We start from the raw sequence: 18,117 nt of genomic DNA, 5'->3' as shown, positions 1-18,117 counted from the left end.
GTTTCCAGCGGGGGTTTTCTTTTGAGCGACAGTTGGGGTTAACAGCTTTACGCGCTGATGAAGTGAGGGGATGCGCAGGTCTTTGCAATATAGGCTTCGTGGCCCGGCATCATATTGACCAGACCCGTTGTGCCTTCGCGGACCTTCTGCATCCGCCAGCGGAATTCGTCCTCGGGCATCAGATCGGCGCCGGGGTGATAGGACTTCGGCATCAGGCCCTGCCCGGCGAGCACGGCAAACCAGCTTGCCTCCTTGAACAGGTCCTGCGGGCGGACAAGCGGCTGATTGTGTTCGCGGAAGCTATCGAGGCGAAATTGCAGGCTGTCGGGAATGTCCATATGCTTGCAATAGGCCCAGAAGGGCGTGTCTTCGCGCGTTGTGACCTTATAGTGAGCGATCAGGAAGTCCTTCACATTGGTATAGGCGTCCAGCATGGCCCGATTGAAAGAGGCGCGGGCCGTATCGGTGATGCCGCCTCTGGGGAAATAAAGCTGGAGTGTCGCGATGGCTTCCTGAACCAGCCAGATGGAGGTCGATTCCAGCGGCTCAAGAAAGCCTGAGGCCAGTCCCATGGCGATAACGTTGCGGTTCCACATCTGCTTTCGGTGGCCTGTCTGGAAGCGGATCACGCGGGGCTCTGCCTGTGCCTTGCCATCAAGGCGCTGCATGAGCAGGTCCGAGGCCGTCTCTTCGCTCAGATAGCTGTCGCAGAAGACATAGCCGTTGCCGGTGCGATGTTGCAGGGGGATGCGCCACTGCCAGCCGGCTTCGCGCGCCGTGGATGTGGTATAAGGCGTCAGCGGATCGACCTTATCGCACGGAACGGCCACGGCTCGGTTACACGGCAGCCATTTGGACCAGTCTTCATAACCGCTTTTGAGTGTCTGCTCGATCAACAGGCCGCGAAAGCCCGAGCAGTCGATAAACAGGTCGCCCTCAATACGCTCACCGCTGGCCAGAACAACGGCGGTGACATCGCCATTGTCCGGGTTTTGCTGCACCTCGGTAATGCGGCCTTCTTTGCGTACCACCCCCCGTTGCACGCAGACATCACGCAGATAGCGCGCATAGAGCGAAGCGTCGAAGTGGAAGGCGTAGTTAACCGCCGGGACGTTGGGATTGATCTCCTTCATGCGCCCGAAGCGGTTGGCGCGCGCCGCCAGAGTCTGAGGATTGAAGAAGCCAAAATCCGCAGAGCCTCCGGCCTTATGATAGCGCATCCAGTAGTGGTTGAAGTTCAGCCCACCCATATCGACGCCATAGACGCCAAACGGGTGGAAATAGTCACTGCCGGGGGCCGACCAGTCCTTGAAGCGAATGCCCAGTTTGAATGTGCCGTTGACTGCCTTCATGAAGGCGTTTTCGTCAAGGCCCAACATGTCATTGAACTGGATCATGGGCGGGATCGTGGCTTCGCCCACGCCAACCGTTCCGATTTCGTCCGACTCGATCAGCGTCACCGTATAGGGCAGGGCGGGAAAACTGCGACGCAACGCCGCCGCGGCCATCCAGCCGGCTGTTCCGCCGCCCACAATAACCAGCCTGTATATGCCTTTGACGTTCATGGGTTTATTTCCGACGCAATCGAACCTGCCTACTATGAGCCTCCGAATACATCGTTGTCAATCGTTCTGTATATCGTATAACGTATTTGACTTTCGTGATATTTCATGGCCTCCTCTCGTTGGCATTTGCTTGGCCGTCTTACGGGTAAGGAAGGGGAACGGGTAATAATGAAGCGGTTGGCAGGTCTGATCACGGGTTTCGCACTTCTCGGATGTCCGGTCGCTGAGGCGGCTGAGCCGGTCACTGTTAAGGTGCCGGGTACGTCAATGCCCTGGAGCCAGAAGGCAAATCCAAACATCCCCTTCGGTCGCAATGACGGTACGAAGCCGGTCGAAGCAAAGGGGCTTAAATTTGCCCCCGGGCAAACCCTCAGGATTAAAGCCGAAGGCGGCACGTCGACCATTCCCGGTGGCCCGCAATTCGGCCCAGCCGGTCAGGACTCCTTTATTGCCACCGATCAGGTAGGCGGTTCGGGGTCCATCTTCCCGGCGCGGTTCATTGATCCCTCTGCCTATCCCGTCCACCTGAATGAGCTAATCGGCGTGTTTACCGATTCTAAGGGCCATCTGATCGCACGCCCGTTCGCTGTAGGTGAGGCCTTCGAGGTCACCGTGCCTGCCAACGCTGAAAAGCTGCAGTTTGGTCTGAACGACGATATCTTTGCCGATAATGCCGGCGAACTAACCGTTACCGTTTCGATCGTCGAATGACTTTTATGGTCTAAGGAATTACTCATGTCTTTGCGTTCTTCGCGCCTGACCGCCGTTGCGTCGGTTGCGGCGCTTTGCGCTCTTGCCTCGCCGGTTGCGGCCCCTGCTCAGACGGTGCCCACCCCTTCAGGTCCAACTGCCGTCAGTGAGGTCTTTGGTGTCCCCACCCGTGTGCGCGTTCAGGCGGAGCGGTTTTCAGCGGCCAATGTCCGCGCGCTGATCACGGACCTCGATCTGCGCGCCAAATTTACGGCCGACGGTCAGGGCGTGATTTATCGCACCGGCGCAAAAGGGGCCGGGCGCATCTGGCGTGTGGATTTGAAAACGTCGGGGGTCAGCGAACTGGCCACTGAATCCACGTTGACAGCCCTTCTGGCAGCGCAGGGTATAAAGGTCGACGGCGGCTTCGAGGTTTCGCCCTCGCAATATGACAGGGACAAAGACATCCTGTCCATTTATGCGGGCGGCCGCGAATGGCGTTATGAACGGATCACAGGCAAGCTTTCTGCCGCAGAGAAGGCCCCGGCAGAGACGGGCGTCCTTTCACCTGATGGCAAGTACCGGGTCATTTCACGCAACTACAATCTATGGCTGGTTGAGGTGGCGACGGGCCGCGAAACCGCCCTGACCACGGATGGCGTTTATGACCGCCGCTATGGCCAGAACTATCCGCAACTGGGTGACATGGTGGCCGCCAATTCTGAGACGCCCGACATGCGCGTGTCGGTGCAGTGGTCGGGCGATTCGAGGCGCCTTCTGACCTATCGTCTGGATCGCAACGGCAGCTATATCTGGCACGCGGTTCAGCCCAATCCGCCGGGCAGCCGCTTCCCGCGTACCTTCAGCTATGTTTACCCAAACGCGGGTGCGAAGGACGTGCCGCAGGTATATCCGGTGGTCATTGACGTGGCGAAGGCACTTGAAGGAAAGCCCGCCCTGACCCTGCCTGAGCTGCCCGCACAGTCCCTGCTGTGGCCGGGGGACCCGAACCTGTGGTTCAACGAGACCGGAAAGATCGTCTATGAATGGCAGGCGCGCGGCTATACCGAGGTCAATCTTTATGAGGCCGATCCCGTCACAGGCAAGGCGCAGGTGCGCGTACATGAGGCCCTGTCGCCAAACGTCTATGTGACGTCTACGGCCATGCGCGCGGCCCCCGAACTGGGCGGTTATCTGATCATTTCCGAACGCAGCAATTGGGCACAGCTTTATTTCCTGAAGGATGGTGACAATCCTTCCGGCGGTAGAGCCCTGACCAAGGGTGAGTGGGAAGTCACCGGCATTTCGCATGTGGCCAAGGGCGGGCCGATCCTGATCACGGGTATCGGTCGGGAAACGGGCGTAAACCCCTATTTTCGCAGCCTGTACAAGGTTATGCTCGACGGGAAGATCATCAATCTGACACCGGAACCGCTGGATCACGACATAACCGTCTCTGAAGACGGACAATGGGTCATCGACCGCATGTCCACCCCGTCTGAGCCCCCCCGCACCGTTCTGCGTCGGGCGTCTGACGGTGTGATTGTCCTTGAGTTGGGCCGGGCAGATCACAGCGCCTTGCTGGCGGCGGGCTTTACCCTGCCTGAAGTGTTCGAGACGACGGCCGAGGATGGCAAGACGAAGCTTTATGGCACCATCTATCGCCCGGCGCATTTCGATCCGTCGAAATCCTATGCGGTGATCGAAAACGTCTATACCGGCCCGACGACCCACCGCTTTTCTGAAACCTATGGCGGCAATGTTCCAACCAACATCGCTGCCCTGGCGCAATTGGGTGCCATTGTCGTGACCATTGACGGGACGGGCACGTCTCAGCGCGGCAAGGCCTTTCGCATGCCTGCCTGGCAGAATCTGGGTGAGGTCGGCCTTGACGACCATATCCATGTTCTTAAGGCCATGAAGGCGAAATACCCCTATTTCGATCTGGATCGCGTCGGTGTCTATGGTGGCTCGGCCGGCGGCTATGACACAGCCCGCTTCGTTCTCAGGCGTCCGGACTTTTACAAGGTTGGGGTAGCCTCTTCGGGCAATCACGATCTGAGGCTGGATAAGGCGTGGTGGCCGGAAACCACAATGGGCAATGCCGACGACGCCACCTGGGAGAAGAACTCCAACATCTCGGTGGCGGGCAATCTGAAAGGCCACCTGATGCTGATCCACGGCGACATTGACGACAATGTGCCGGTGGCGGCGACGATGCGTCTGTCGGCGGCGCTGACGGCGGCAGGCAAGCCGCACGATCTGGTTATCCTGCCCAACACGCCGCACAATGTGAACCAGCCCTATTACTGGAACCGCTTGACCGGCTATTTCTATCAGCATCTGATTGACGCGAAGTAGGCGCAGCAGAGCCGCAGGCATCGTATCCGGCCCCTCGGTGTCATGAGGGGCCGCTTTCGTTTTCAGTGGACCTTCAGCAGAGCCGCGCCATGCGCGGGCAGGGTGTAGCTGTAGTCCGTTTCGGCGTGGGCCTGCGTGTGTGCCCAGAGGTCGCGTACCTCTTTAGCGCCACCCACGCCGATCTCATTCCACGATCCGGTGAGGGTGACGGGTTTATCAGAGCGGTTGAACAGCCGGACGGCGGTGGCGCCGTCCCTTAGCTTTTTGGTCCCTTAGAGGAGTAGATGCCGATCTTTAGAGCGATGTGCGGAAACGGAGTTCGGCGAAGCCAAAAGTGTGAGCGGTTTTCCGCAAAAGCATCGCGACAAAACAAAAATATAGAGCGAAATGGCGTTTCCATCTAAAGTCATTTCGCTCTAGTCGCTTGGAATGGACGTAGTCGGCCAGGGCCTTCATGTCGGGGAACTTGACATTGGGCTGCAGCACGCCGTTGGCATCACGCTTCCCCTGCCAGCCGGCATCAATATTGACGTAACATAGCCTGCATCCTTCAACCCGCTGCTTACCATTGCATCGGCGATTTCGCGCACGGTCTTGTCATCAATCTCCGTGTTGAAGCGATTCCAAGAGCTCCAGCCCATGGCGGGGTAGGGGCGAGCATTTTTTGAGCGACGACCCGATGGGGCGGCAGTGGATAGATGGGGAAATCGAGGGCCTTCAGTTCGCGCTTTGAGGCCTTGTGTGTGGTTAGGTCGAAGCTCTGGTACTACAGTTTGCCCGTCATGCGGATCGATGTGCCCTCGGCCTTGATGACGATGTCGGTCGGGGTCACGCGCGGATTGCCGTTGCTGATTTTGAAGACGAGCGTATCGCCTGCTCCCCACAGATCCTGCATAGGCAGGTCGCCATACCAGCGGGAGGTGATCACCCCCGTCAGTTTACCGCCTGTCTCTTTGATGATGACACGCGTAAAATCCGGATAGTCGGGTGAGTTGTCGAAGACCCAGTCGCCCTTTGGCGGTTTCGCCAGAGCCTGAGACATAGGCAATATCAGGGTGAACGCCACAGATAGACCTAAAATTCGTTTGCGCAGAACAAGGGCTCCGTTCGTGGCTTTACAAGGTCATTTCGTATACGGTATATTTTTTCTGTCATTTCGTCCATACTGTTAGGGGCCTCACGTGCATCGTTCTCTGCTTCTTCTGCTGTCCATGACGGCAACCGCTGTTGCGACATCTGCCGGGGCCGAAACCTATGAGGCGGTCTCTCCGGACGGGCGAGTGAAGATCGTCCTTGATAAATCGACAAACGGCCTCCCGAGTTGGAGCGTGGCCTATAGAGGGCAAACCGTTATCGCACCCTCGGCGCTGGGCCTGCGAACCGACCTTCAGGGGTTCGGCAGTCAGGGCTTCGTTGTCACCGAAAGCCGAACGCGTGAGGTCAATGAGGTCTATTCAATCGTTGTCGGTAAGGCCGCCACGGCCCCGGACCACTACCGTGAACTGACCCTCAGCCTGCGCGAAACCAATGGTCCGCGCCGTCTGGACGTGGTGGTGCGCGCCTATGATACCGGAACGGCAGTCCGCTATGTTCTGCCCGCACAGGCGGAATATGCCGAGGTGGGCATCTATGGCGAACGCACCGAATTTGCCTTTGCGGCAAATTACGACTGCTGGGGGCTGAACCTCGGTAAGTATCACAACGCCCACGAAGGTGAGTTCGACCGGGTCAAGGCGTCAGTGATCCGTGAGCACAATCTGTTCGATTCGCCACTGGTCTGTAAGACGGGCTCCGGAGAGACGACCTTTGCTCTGGCAGAGTCGGACGTAACCCACTATCCGGCCAGTTATTATACGCGCAAGGGCGACAATGGTCTGGGGGTGGCGGTGCAACTGCCGCCGCGCCTTGATGCCGATATGATCAAGCCTTATGTGGCCAGAATTTCAGCCGCCTCAGAGGACTTTAAGACGCCATGGCGCGTGGTCATGCTGGGCGACAGTCCGCGTGATCTGGTGGCCTCAAACCTTGTGGCCACGCTGGGAGCGCCATCGAAGATTGCCGACACCAGCTGGATCAAGGGTGGCAAAAGCGCCTGGGACTGGTGGAACGGTTTTAATGCGCCAGTCGCCAATCCCGGTATCAATACTGAAACCTATAAGGCCTATATCGACTTCGCCAAAAGCATGGGCCTTGATTACATCCTGATCGACGAGGGCTGGTACACGGGGTCTTCGACGCGGCCGAAGCCGGGATCGGATGTCACGAAGCCGATTGCGGCCGTCGATATGCCTGCCATTCTCGAATACGCTAAAGCAAACGGGATCGGCGTGATGATCTGGCTGCAGTGGCAACAACTCGACTGGCAACTGGACGAAGCCTTTGCCGCCTACGAAAAGTGGGGCATTGCGGGCGTCAAGATCGACTTTATGGACCGTTCGGATCAGGAGATCGTCGATTACTTCCACCGCGTTTTGTCCAAGGCCGCTCAACACAAGCTGCTGGTCGATCTGCACGGTGCCTATGCGCCCAACGGGCTCGTCCGAACCTACCCTAATTACATCACTCAGGAAGGCGTACTGGGCGCGGAATACAACAAGTGGACGACCCGCATCACGGCGACCCACAATGTCACCCTGCCGTTTACCCGCATGATTTTGGGGCCGATTGACTATACGCCTGGCGGCTTTGCCAACCGCACGCCGCAGACCTTTGTGATCCACGAAAACCGCCCTCAAACCCAGACGACCCGTGGTCAGGGTGTGGCCATGTATGTCGTCTATGACAGCCCTCTGGTCATGGTATCGGATGCGCCACAGGCTTACAAAAAACCTGACGGAAGCTGGGAAGACGGCGTGGATTTTATCCAGAAGGTGCCGGTAAGCTGGGATGAAACCCGCGTTCTTGAGGGCGATATCGGACAGTTCATCGTCACGGCGCGCCGCAAGGGTGAGACCTGGTACATCGGGACCATGACCAATGAAGAGGGCCGCACGATCCGCCTACCGCTCGATTTCCTCAAAGAGGGCGCCTATCAGGCGCGCCTGTGGCAGGATGGGGCGACCCCGACGCAACTGGTGACGTCTGAGGCCAAAACCGATCGCACTCAATCCCTGTCGTTGACTCTGGCTCCATCGGGTGGGGCGACGGTTATCTTAACTCCGGTAAACCGAGGTCAATCAAAATAAAACAGACAAATCAAAAATCGTATAAAATATACTTGACCACGGCGGATGAGGGTGGTTGTATGGCTTGGGATCAGAATTATGACGTTCTCCGGCGATCATGGTTCTGTCCCCGCCTACCGGCGGCGGTTTTACATGATTGCACCTCCTCTCCCGATCAGAACCGCCCAACTTCAAGCGTCCACCGCGTGTCAGATCTGCGGTGGACGCGCTTTCATTTTGTCCTCCGCCAAAACCACACAAAGCAAAACCCCCACACCCTGTTGAGGGGGGCGGGGGTTAAATAGTCCATAGATTGGTCTGGGGGTGTTTACGCGGCCTTGTTGATGCTCAGCGACGGGCGCGAGGCGGCGGCGTCTTCGACCATTTTGATGATCTGGGCGCGGCGCTCACCGATCAGCGGCATACGCGGCATACGCACGCGCTCAGAGCCACGGCCCATGACCTGCTCGGCCAGCTTGATCGACTGCACCAGATCGTGCTCGGCATCGAGGTGCAGCAGCGGCAGGAACCAGCGATAGATTTCCAGCGCCGTCTGGGTGTCACCGGCTTCGAGCGCCTTGACCAGCCTGACGGATTCGTGCGGGAAGGCCGAGGTCAGGCCCGACACCCAGCCCTGCGCGCCCAGCAACAGGCCTTCATAGGCCACGTCGTCGAGACCCGCGAAGATCGAATAGCGGCTGCCAAAGGCGTTATAAACGTCGGTGAAACGGCGCGTATCGGCGGCCGATTCCTTGATCGCCACGATGTTCTTCACCGGACGCAGCGCGTCGAGCGCATCATTGCCGATATTGACGCGGTAGGCGGTCGGATTGTTGTATAGCATGATCGGCAGGCCGGTGGCATTGGCCACCTGCGTGAAGTGCTCAACCAGCTCATTCGTCTTCGGCACATAAACCATGGCCGGCAGCAGCATCAGGCCATTGGCACCGATGGTTTCGGCATCGCGCGCAAAAGCGACGGCGCGCGGCGTGGTCAGTTCGGAAGTGCCGACGACGACCGGGACGCGACCATTGACGACTTCGACAATGGCGGACAGCAACATCCGCTTTTCGTCAGGCTCCAGCGAATTGTTCTCGCCGCAGGTGCCGAGCGCGATGATGCCGGTCACGCCGTCCTTGATCAGATCGTCGATTACGCGCTGGCTTTCGGGCACGTCAATGGATAGGTCTTCTTTGAATTGAGTGGTGACCGCCGGGAATACGCCGCGCCAATCGACTTTCATAGTTTACTCCAACTGCTTGCGTAAGAATATATACCGTATACAATATGCAATGATGCGGCGCAAGAAGGAACGTGATCGGTCATTATGCGGCTTTAGGCAACAAATGCTCTCGGACCGCAGACATAGCTTGCATCCAAATTGGTATACTGTATAAATATGAATTATGTCTGACAATTAAGCGAGGCCGCTGTGCGCCCTTTTCGCATGACGAAGTTGTCTAAGGCTTGGTTCTCTTGGGCCAGTCTTCCGGTAGCTTTACTGAGTCTTGGTGGACCGGTCATGGCCAATCCGGCGTTTGAAGCGCGCCAGGTGATCTCCGCCAGCAACCCCATACTGTCGGAGGGTCAGGACTACACGACCGATCCGGCGACTCTGGTGGCCGATGGCAAGCTCTACATACTCACCGGGCGCGACACGGCGGAGCCGGGTGTCAACGACTTCATCATGCCCGAATGGCAGATGTTGGTCACCGACGACCCTAAGTCGGGCCAATGGACCCACTATCCGCATTTCCTGAAGCCGGATGCGGTGTTCAAATGGGCGACACCCGGCCGCGCCTATGCCGCACAGATCGTGCGGGGGCCGGATAAGCGCTTCTATCTCTATGCGCCGGTGATGCAGGAAGGCTCAACCAACAAGGACGGTTTTGCCATCGGTGTGGCCGTGTCTGACAGTCCCACCGGGCCTTGGGTCGATGCCCACCCATCCGGGCCGGTCGTGTCGCAGTCCTATCCGGTTAAAAACGATATTCAGAATATCGATCCGACGGTGCTGGTCGATGAGGATGGCCGAGTGTACCTCTATTGGGGGACGTTTGGTCGCCTGAAAGGCGTTGAACTGGAACGTGACATGGTGACGTTCAAAGGCACACCCACCGATGTTACCGGCTTGACCGGCTTCTTTGAAGCGCCGTGGATTTTCAAGCGCAAGGGCATCTATTACATGGCCTATGCCGGGAACACGGCGGGGCCGAACTCGGAATGTACCGAGGCCGTCTATTATGCCTGTATCGCCTATGGCACAGCGACCTCGCCTCTGGGGCCTTGGACCTATCGCGGGGTTGTGCTCGATCCCGTATCTTCGACGACCTCGCATCCGGGCATTTCCGAGTTCAAGGGCAAGTGGTACATCGCCTATCATACGGCGGATGCCAAAGGTGGCGGGCATTTCCGTCGTTCGGTCGCCGTGGATGAATTGTCGTGGGACGACAGCGTAAACCCGCCACTTATTGAAAAAGTCGAACAGACCCGTGCGCCGGCACCCGCCCCGCAGCCTCAGCGTAATCTAGCGCCGGCGGCACGCATCGTGGCGTCGAATTCACCTGTGCCGGTGCAATACTGGATCAGCGCCCTTAATGACGGCAAGGTGCGCGAAGCGCCGTTGCCGCCGGATACCTGGGGGACGTGGTCGCCGAACAATCCAAAGCGGCAGTGGCTGGTCTATCAGTGGGAGCAGTCGCTGAAATTCAATGGGACGCGCCTCTATTTCTGGGCCGATCAGCCGGCCGGTTCCGGTATAGGCGTGGCGCCGCCCAAGGCGTGGCACCTCGAATACTGGTCAGACGCAGAAAAGGGCTGGAAGGCGATCTCCGCCAGCTATCCAACGGCAGAGGTCGGAATCTGGACAGAAGTGGCCTTCGATCCGGTCACCACACGTTGCCTGAAGGCGGTGTTTGACGCCTCAACCGATGGGAAAACCAATGCCGCCGTAGCTATTCAGGAATGGGAGGCCCTCTATCCGAAGGCCGTTCTGGTTGAGGCGGCGGATACAAAGGTTCCGGCGTCGCCGATCTGTTCGCCGATGGAATAGGAAAAAGCGCGAGAGAGTTGTCAGGCCTTCAATGCCTGAATTCGCCACACAGTATGGTTGGGTGCCTTTTCTGCCGCGCGTCAGCAGAGGCTTTTATGGGGAGAGAAAACGGTGAAATCTCGTGTTTTGAAATGCGGCCTGATGGCCCTGCTATTTGCACTTGGTGTGCCTGCGGGTGCTTCGCTGGCGCAGGTAAAGCCACTCGATGAGATGCCTGAAACCAAGCCTGACTTCAATCCGAAAGTCATCACCGTGACGTCTGCGGGTAACCTTAGGGAAATGGCCGATAAGGCCGGTTATGATGGCGGGGCGAGGGCAGATTTCATTTTCGAAGTGCCTGCCGGGACGGTGATCATGGGGGTAGCGGGAGGCAAAAAAGGACGCCGCGATGGAGGCCCGGCTTTGGTTAGTGGACAATGGCCTGAAGCGGCTGAGATATGGCTGCTCGTGCGCGGTCACGTCTACGGCGGCGGAGGGCGCGGCGGTGACGGCGGGGACCCGGTTCCGACGGAGGGAGGGCGGGGAGGGGACGCTGTCGTAGCCGACACCCCAATGACGGTAGTGGTCTTAAAAGGGGGCTCCATCAAGGGCGGTGGGGGCGGCGGTGCAGGTGCCGAAGCCGCAGCAGGACAAGGTGGCAGCGGTGGAGGGGGTGGTTTTCCCAACGGAGATCCGGGCCTCGGCGGTAGCGCGCGAGCGTCTGACACCGGCTTTTTTGAAGCGGGCGCCTTAGGCCGCGCCGGTTCGCCGGGCGGCGGCGGGGGCGGCGGAAATCGCGGCGTTACAGGCGGGGCGGGCGGCAATGCCGCAATGCCTGGACAAAGTCAGGTCCGTATAGGCGGAGCACCGGGCAATGCCGTCCGCAAGAATGGCCATGAGGTGGTGGTACTTAGCGGTGGCCAAGTCTACGGCGAGGTCTTCTAGAATGGATGCCCACCTGCATCAATTTGCAGACTCGTTTTCGCCCAACCGGTATCCACTTCAGCGAAAAACTCTGAGATATCGCCCCTTTCATTTCAACGCAATGTCGTATACGATATACAAAAAAGCGTTGCTTAAAATGGGTAAGCACTCGAGATGGGAGCGTGCGGATATGAGATCTAGCCAACTGTTTATGACCACCGCAGTAGCTCTGAGCGTCATGGGCGCAACGACGTGCTGGGCGGGTCAGATGACCGTCAAAGTCCCTGCAACGGCCTCGGCATGGGAGAAATCGCCTAATGCCAGTATGCCTCAGGGGACAGGCGACGGGCAGGCTCCTGCAAAAGCGGAAGGTCTGAAGCTTGTGGCGGGTCAGAAAATCCTCATCACGGCAACGGGCGAAGCCTCAACCTTCCCGAATGGGCCCCGGTTCGGTCCTGACGGGCAGCGAGACTACGTCGCAGACGATTATCCCGGCGGCAGCGGACGTCTGTTTCCCAGCAAATACGCCGATCCCGATGCCTTTCCTATTCATCTCAATGAACTGATGGGGGTGTTTGTCGATGCCGGAGGTAAGGTCGTTGGGCGTCCCTTCGCCGTCGGAAAGGCGTGGAAGGGTCGGGTTCCCGATGGCGCGCGCGCCCTCCAGTTTGGCATAAATGACGATGTGCTCGCGGATAATGAAGGAGCGTTCGATGTCGTCATTGAAGTGCCTGCAATGTTCCCTGATGCTGATCTGATCAGGGCAAAGCCAGCGCCTAAACCGCCGGTGATTCTACCGCCCTATCCGCAGGACTTGCCCGAACCCCTTCTACTTCGGCCTCAGTATAATCCCATCATCTCGGATGGAAGCCGCTACTCTGCCGATCCTGCACCTCTGGTCGCCGACGGCGTATTTTACATCCTCGCGGGTCGGGACGAAGCGCCAGAGGATGGCGGCGGATTCCAGATGATGAGCTGGCAGATGTTTGTATCTTCGGATCCAGCGACAAAGACCTGGGCGGTGTTGCCTGATCTATTGCGACCTGAGAAGATTTTCGGCTGGGCGCGCGAGGACGGTGCCTGGGCCTCGCAGATTGTTCAGGGGCCAGACAAGCAGTTTTATCTCTATGCGCCGATTATGGAAAAGGACTGCGGGGCCCGTGACTGTTTCGGGATAGGCGTTGCGAAGGCCCCCACGCCAGTGGGCCCGTGGCAGGATATCCACCCTGAGGGCCCGATCATCTCGCAAAAAGCGCCCGTACGAAACAGTATGCAAAACATCGATCCAACCGTCCTGGTCGATGATGACGGTCGCGTATACATTTACTGGGGTACGCATGGTCAGTTGCGGGGTATGGAACTTGCGGCGGATATGAAAACGCCAAAAGGACCGCCTGTGGACATGCGCCTGCAGGGGTTCTTTGAAGCGCCATGGATTATGAAGCGCAAAGGTGTCTACTATCTGCACTATGCCGCCAACAATGCGGGGCCTGCTTCGCCATGCACGGAAGCGGTCTACCATGCCTGTCAGGCCTACGCGACGTCGTCAAACCCGCTGGGGCCCTGGACCTATCGGGGTGTTTTTCTTGATCCGGTCAGCTCGGCGACATCTCATGGCGGGATCGTACCCTTCAAAGACAAATGGTACATGGCGTACCACAATGCTGATGCCAAAGGCGGAACCCATTTCCGTCGCAGCGTGGCGATTGACGAAGTGCAATGGGATGACTCTGTCTCCCCTCCGGCCCTCAAAAGAGTAGCGCAGACCCGCAGGCCGGTAGATCCTACCCCCACAGCGAACCTTGCTCTAACAGCACGAATTACTGCCAGCAATCTGCCGCTTCCGGTTCAATACCGTATGCGGGCTTTGAACGATGGTCGTACACCGTTAGCCCCACTCCCGCCCGACATGTGGGCCAACTGGACGGGTCGCAACGACGCGCAACGCCCGTGGATTCAATACCAATGGGATGAACCGGTCACCCTCAACGGCTCCAGACTGTTCTTTTGGGGGGACCGGCAAACCGGTTCGGGGGAGGGCGTGGCGCCCCCTTCGGGATGGCATCTGGAATACTGGACCGAGACGGAATGGAAACCTGTATCGGCCACGCAAAGCTACATCGTGAAAAGCGGCACCTTCTCAGACATTCAGTTCAAACCTGTAACCACGCGATGCCTTAGGGCGGTTTTCGACGCCTCTACAGATGGCAAAAGCTACGCCGCTTTGGGCATTACCGAATGGGAAGCCCTTTCACCGGACATGATCGTGCCGCCGCAGCAGGCCCCAAGAAACCAAGCTACCCCCAACTGCACGAAATGAAAGGGCTCCAGATGTCATACAGGAATTCAGCTCTTGCGGCTGCCGTTATGTGTGCGTTCGCAACCCCGGTGGTATGCGCCGAGACGATGGTGAACGGCATTCTGAATAAAGACGCCCTTTTGGCCGCGCAGAGCTTTCTGGATAATCGTGATACAGATTGGTACAAGGCGAACATCGCGTTTTTGGAGACACCTGACGCCGACCTTAACGCGGTTTATTACTACCGCTACGACATGATCACAAAACACAAGGTCTACGGCTCCCCTGAAACGGGTTACACCCTTACAGAATTTATTGATCGTCCGGGATGGTCTGGAGCTTACGGCGCTATCAGTTGCCCCCTGGGGCTTCAGTTCTCCGACATTCGCTGGTTAAGGGATCAAAGGCTGGCCCGCGACTATGCACGCTACTGGTACAACACACCCGGCGCACTGCCTCGCGCCTACTCTAACTGGTTCGGTGCAAGCATGTGGGGGCTTTTCGAAGCCTGGGGTGACAAGACCTTCATCCTGTCGATGCTGGAGGACATGAAAACCAACTATCGCGGTTGGGAGGAAGAGCGTTTTGATCAGAACGCGCGCATGTTCGTCTGGAACGGCATGCAAGACGGTATGGAAACCAACATAAATTCGCGGCAAACGCCTGACTGGTTCCGAGGGGCCGAAGGTTTCCGCCCGACACTCAACAGTTATATGTATGCCGATGCTCTGGCGATTTCGAAAGCCGCAGCCTTATCCGGCGATGAGCCCACAGCTAAGCTTTTCGCCGAAAAAGCCGCTGATCTGAAAGCGCAAGTCCAGGCGCGGCTCTGGGATCCATCGCGCAAGTTCTTTTTCCACATGTTTGCTAATGACGAACAGGATGGGATCAAGGCAGGCACATTGACCTACCAGACCGGCAAGTTTGCCGGAAACCCGCATGGCAGAGAACTCATCGGGTACATTCCATGGCAGTTTAACCTGCCGGACCCAGGTTATGAAGAAGCCTGGAAATGGGTTACTGATCCCGAAGGCTTTTACGCCCGCTACGGTCTGACGTCGGTCGAACGCAATGACCCGCTCTTCCGGATCAGTCGTCGCTGTTGCGAATGGAGTGGGACGTCATGGCCCTACGCTACGGCTCAGACGCTGGAAGCCATGGCGAATCTTCTCAACAACTATCAGCAGTCTGTCGTTACAAAGGCAGACTACTATAAGGTTCTGAAGTCCTATATTACATCTCAGTTTAAAGATGGTCAGCCTTTTATCGCCGAAGCCAATAATCCCGATACGGGTGAGTGGCAGATCGTGCCGGGCCATAGCGAACATTACTTCCATTCCTCATATCCGGACCTGATCATCACCGGGCTCGCTGGGCTGCGGCCGCGCGCCGACAATCGCCTTGAGGTCAATCCCCTCATTCCGGATGATTGGAATTACTTCGCTATAGACGATGTACCCTACCACGGACATCTGGTTTCCTTGGTTTGGGATAAGGACGGGAAGCGCTACGGTAGGGGGGCAGGTCTTAGTCTTTTTGTCAACGGAACACGGGTCGCGCACAGTCCAACAGTGCAAAAAATCGAAGTTGATCTGCCTGCAACCCAATCCGTACAGAATGTCACAGATGATCGGGTGAATTTCGCAGTCAACAATGACGGTCATTACTTTCCTAATATCCGGGCGACCTACACAAATCCAGAAACACCTCTTCAGACACTCAATGATGGAGCCGCCTGGTACCTTAAAGCGCCAGCCAATCGCTGGACCACCGAGGGGTCTCCCAATCGATCAGATGCCCTCATTCTCAATCTCGGGGCCAAACGCCCGGTTGATTATCTGACACTGTACTTTCTTGATGATGAGAAGGGTATAGTTCCACCGGCCGCCTACAAGGTGGAATACTGGACGGGAACGCAATGGCGAAACGTTCCCGGTGAAACCCGCAGGCCGCAGAAGGCGCAGGGACGCAAACCCAATAGGGTTCAGTTTGGTCAGACTATTGAGGCCGAACGATTCCGCGTTTCATTCACACATGCTAAGGGTGGCTTTACCGGACTTACCGAAATTGAAGCCTGGGGCAGGGCAAGCCTTCCCCTCACAGCGCCCACCGCACCAGTAGAAGACCTCGCCTATAATCCGGGTAATCAGCCTTTTCCAAAAGTCTCCGCCTCTTACACATCCCCCTTCGATCGGGTAGAAGAGATCAACGATGGAAAAGTTCTGTTCACTTCCAACTCACGCAACCGCTGGACGGCGTATGACTCGCCAAACAGCGAGGACTGGGTCAGCGTTGATTTCGGGGCGAGCAAGACGGTAGCGAGGCTGGAGCTATATTTGTTCGGCGATGCCGACGCAGTGCGCGCGCCCACCAACTACACGGTTAGTTATTGGGATGGTCAGGCCTGGCAGCCTTTCGATGTTCTTTCCAGGTCGCCTGATAAACCAAGGACTTCGGCCATGAATACAGTGGTCGTAAAACCTGTGCAGACGCAGAAAATCCGCGTGACCTTCAAGCACGACGGTAAAGGGCGAACAGGCGTTACGGAGTTAATGGCCTTCACCAATCCGTAGTAAGGTTTAGATGTGCGTGATCGTGAAGCGCATTCGGACCTCTTTCAAGGTCTGCACGAGCAGCTAAGGGTGGTGCAGCCCAGGTTTTTGAGACGGTGAAGACCGAATTCCAGAGGCCTCGGATGCACCACGACGCTGACCCCGGCGTGGGTCTGGTATTTGCGCACGCCCTCAGCTTATACCAGCCTGCAAAGACGATGACCCAGACGTGAGTTTTAACGTCCGCGAACAGTGATGCCCCGATGCCCGGCACGTTTGAAAAATCCGACACCGGCTTTACCGGCACCATCAAGACCGTCTCGCTGAACTTCAAGGCCAAGATCGTCGAAACCGAAGGCGGCTCCGAAAATGCCTCCGACACGGTACGTGTCATCGCCGAGTGCGACGACGTTGAGAGCCTGCGGCTAGAGCGATGTGCGGAAAAGTGTGAACGGTTTTCCGCAAAAACATCGCGACAAAACAAAAATTTAGAGCGAAATGGCGATTCCACTCAAAGTCATTTCGCTCTGGTCTGCCCCGGACCTGACACCCCGACGGCCCCCACACACTGATCATTTGGGCAGTTGTGCGGGCTGGTTGGCGCACCGTCGGGCTATCTGCGCCAGCTCCCGGCCCCTCTGGCCGCCATTAACCTACAGCATGGTCTGCTGAACCACCGCGCCGAACTGATCAAGACGCTTGAGACCGACCCCGGTGGGCTTGAATTGCGTGCCGTTACCGGACCCGACTATGGCCGCATCTGGGATTATGAACTGGTGCAGGCCGTCCAAAAGATCGCCGGAAATGGTCTGGGCGATACGCGCTGGAAGGTCCCCGGGGTGCTGGACTGGGGCACGATGACCCACAATCCCTTTGTCGATGTGACGAAGGAAACCACGACGCTTTATGCCTCAGATCGTGACGTGTTTTTGTTCCTCGTCGACGACACCCACCCCATCGAAGCCGGGCGTCTGCCTAATGGCGAGCCCGATCTATATTTCCGGGGCTTTTATGCGTGGAATTCCGAAGTGGGCTCAAAAACGCTTGGGATTGCCTCGTTTTATCTGCGTGCCGTGTGCCAGAACCGCAATCTCTGGGGCGTCGAAAACTTTCAGGAAATCAGCATTCGCCACAGCAAAAATGCCGCCAGCCGCTTTGCGTGGGAGGCCGCCCCGGCGCTTACAAAGTTTGCCAATTCCTCGCCCGCAGCCTTCATTGAAGGCATCAAGGCCGCGCGCGAAACCGTGGTCGCAAAGACCGATGAAGACCGCGAAGACTTCCTGAAAAAGCGCGGCTTCTCGAAACCCGAAACCGCCAAAATCATCGAAACCGTGCTCAATGAAGAAGGCAAAAAGCCCGAAAGCGTCTTCGATTTTGTGCAAGGCCTGACCGCTCTGGCGCGCTCAAAACCGCATCAGGACGCCCGTCTGGACCTCGAAACCAAGGCCCGAAAACTGATGGCCGCGGTCCTCTGACGCGCCCCCGCCGCGCGGTCTTTCGGGCCGCGCGGTCCCTCTCTTTTGGCCGGGTC

The 18,117-nt window shown here is 57.7% G+C and carries 11 protein-coding genes and 2 pseudogenes; 9 read left to right on the top strand and 4 right to left on the bottom strand.

The features are described from left to right. Window positions 1-47: 47 nt before the first annotated feature. Window positions 48-1,565, bottom strand: coding sequence for a tryptophan halogenase family protein (locus tag EM6_RS04400; RefSeq protein WP_126420505.1), 1,518 nt, complete (start codon window positions 1,563-1,565; stop codon window positions 48-50). A gap of 168 nt (window positions 1,566-1,733) precedes the next feature. On the opposite strand from EM6_RS04400, the gene EM6_RS04395 reads away from it, so the two are divergent. Next, on the top strand, window positions 1,734-2,276 hold the full coding sequence (locus EM6_RS04395; RefSeq protein WP_172961133.1) for a hypothetical protein: 543 nt from the start codon (window positions 1,734-1,736) through the stop codon (window positions 2,274-2,276). Between the two features lie 24 nt (window positions 2,277-2,300). Further along, window positions 2,301-4,616, top strand: a complete 2,316-nt coding sequence (locus EM6_RS04390; protein WP_126420501.1) for a prolyl oligopeptidase family serine peptidase — start codon at window positions 2,301-2,303, stop codon at window positions 4,614-4,616. Window positions 4,617-4,678: 62 nt separating this feature from the next. Here EM6_RS04390 and EM6_RS17315 read toward each other — a convergent pair whose 3' ends face one another. Both EM6_RS17315 and EM6_RS17520 read right to left on the bottom strand, forming a co-directional pair. Then, entirely contained in the window at window positions 4,679-4,849 is a 171-nt protein-coding gene (locus EM6_RS17315; protein WP_172961227.1) for a hypothetical protein, read from the bottom strand. A 533-nt stretch (window positions 4,850-5,382) separates the two neighbouring features. Further along, window positions 5,383-5,658 carry a hypothetical protein gene (locus EM6_RS17520; protein ID WP_172961132.1) on the bottom strand — a complete coding sequence of 92 codons (276 nt, stop codon included), beginning with the start codon at window positions 5,656-5,658 and terminating at the stop codon, window positions 5,383-5,385. Window positions 5,659-5,797: 139 nt separating this feature from the next. Here EM6_RS17520 and EM6_RS04380 point away from each other — a divergent pair, with 139 nt between their 5' ends. Next, the gene (locus tag EM6_RS04380) at window positions 5,798-7,801 is read left to right on the top strand and encodes a glycoside hydrolase family 97 protein (RefSeq protein ID WP_126420499.1); all 2,004 of its coding nucleotides are present in this window, start codon (window positions 5,798-5,800) and stop codon (window positions 7,799-7,801) included. 307 nt (window positions 7,802-8,108) lie between these two features. On the opposite strand, the gene EM6_RS04375 is transcribed toward EM6_RS04380, so the two are convergent. Further along, window positions 8,109-9,023, bottom strand: coding sequence for a dihydrodipicolinate synthase family protein (locus tag EM6_RS04375; protein WP_126420497.1), 915 nt, complete (start codon window positions 9,021-9,023; stop codon window positions 8,109-8,111). A 279-nt stretch (window positions 9,024-9,302) separates the two neighbouring features. Between EM6_RS04375 and EM6_RS04370 the strand changes: the two genes are divergently transcribed. The 6 genes and pseudogenes from EM6_RS04370 to EM6_RS04345 form a co-directional block, all read left to right on the top strand. Then, window positions 9,303-10,832, top strand: a complete 1,530-nt coding sequence (locus EM6_RS04370; protein WP_232037094.1) for a family 43 glycosylhydrolase — start codon at window positions 9,303-9,305, stop codon at window positions 10,830-10,832. Window positions 10,833-10,973: 141 nt separating this feature from the next. Then, window positions 10,974-11,756, top strand: coding sequence for a hypothetical protein (locus EM6_RS04365; protein WP_232037130.1), 783 nt, complete (start codon window positions 10,974-10,976; stop codon window positions 11,754-11,756). Window position 11,757: 1 nt separating this feature from the next. Next, window positions 11,758-14,055 (top strand): family 43 glycosylhydrolase, encoded by a 2,298-nt coding sequence (locus tag EM6_RS04360; RefSeq protein ID WP_232037093.1) that lies wholly within the window; start codon window positions 11,758-11,760, stop codon window positions 14,053-14,055. 11 nt (window positions 14,056-14,066) lie between these two features. Further along, on the top strand, window positions 14,067-16,607 hold the full coding sequence (locus tag EM6_RS04355; protein ID WP_172961131.1) for an MGH1-like glycoside hydrolase domain-containing protein: 2,541 nt from the start codon (window positions 14,067-14,069) through the stop codon (window positions 16,605-16,607). A 242-nt stretch (window positions 16,608-16,849) separates the two neighbouring features. Continuing rightward, window positions 16,850-16,924, top strand: a pseudogene (locus tag EM6_RS17730) (DUF736 domain-containing protein); the annotation flags it as partial. Window positions 16,925-17,110: 186 nt separating this feature from the next. Continuing rightward, window positions 17,111-18,061: pseudogene (locus EM6_RS04345) on the top strand (DUF932 domain-containing protein); the annotation flags it as partial. Window positions 18,062-18,117 lie beyond the last annotated feature (56 nt).

Source organism: Asticcacaulis excentricus, assembly GCF_003966695.1.
In the GTDB taxonomy this organism is placed as follows: Bacteria; Pseudomonadota; Alphaproteobacteria; order Caulobacterales; family Caulobacteraceae; genus Asticcacaulis; species Asticcacaulis excentricus_A.
Note: the sequence above shows the minus strand (reverse complement) of the source record. Positions and strands in the feature narration are given on the sequence as shown.

Bases quoted from the DNA above. Each gene is read 5' to 3' on its own strand.
- EM6_RS04360 (WP_232037093.1), top strand. From the start codon at position 11,758: ATGGATGCCCACCTGCATCAATTTGCAGACTCGTTTTCGCCCAACCGG.
- EM6_RS04395 (WP_172961133.1), top strand. From the start codon at position 1,734: ATGAAGCGGTTGGCAGGTCTGATCACGGGTTTCGCACTTCTCGGATGT.
- EM6_RS04375 (WP_126420497.1), bottom strand. From the start codon at position 9,023: ATGAAAGTCGATTGGCGCGGCGTATTCCCGGCGGTCACCACTCAATTC.
- EM6_RS04365 (WP_232037130.1), top strand. From the start codon at position 10,974: ATGGCCCTGCTATTTGCACTTGGTGTGCCTGCGGGTGCTTCGCTGGCG.
- EM6_RS17520 (WP_172961132.1), bottom strand. From the start codon at position 5,658: ATGTCTCAGGCTCTGGCGAAACCGCCAAAGGGCGACTGGGTCTTCGAC.
- EM6_RS04400 (WP_126420505.1), bottom strand. From the start codon at position 1,565: ATGAACGTCAAAGGCATATACAGGCTGGTTATTGTGGGCGGCGGAACA.
- EM6_RS04355 (WP_172961131.1), top strand. From the start codon at position 14,067: ATGTCATACAGGAATTCAGCTCTTGCGGCTGCCGTTATGTGTGCGTTC.
- EM6_RS04390 (WP_126420501.1), top strand. From the start codon at position 2,301: ATGTCTTTGCGTTCTTCGCGCCTGACCGCCGTTGCGTCGGTTGCGGCG.
- EM6_RS04370 (WP_232037094.1), top strand. From the start codon at position 9,303: ATGGCCAATCCGGCGTTTGAAGCGCGCCAGGTGATCTCCGCCAGCAAC.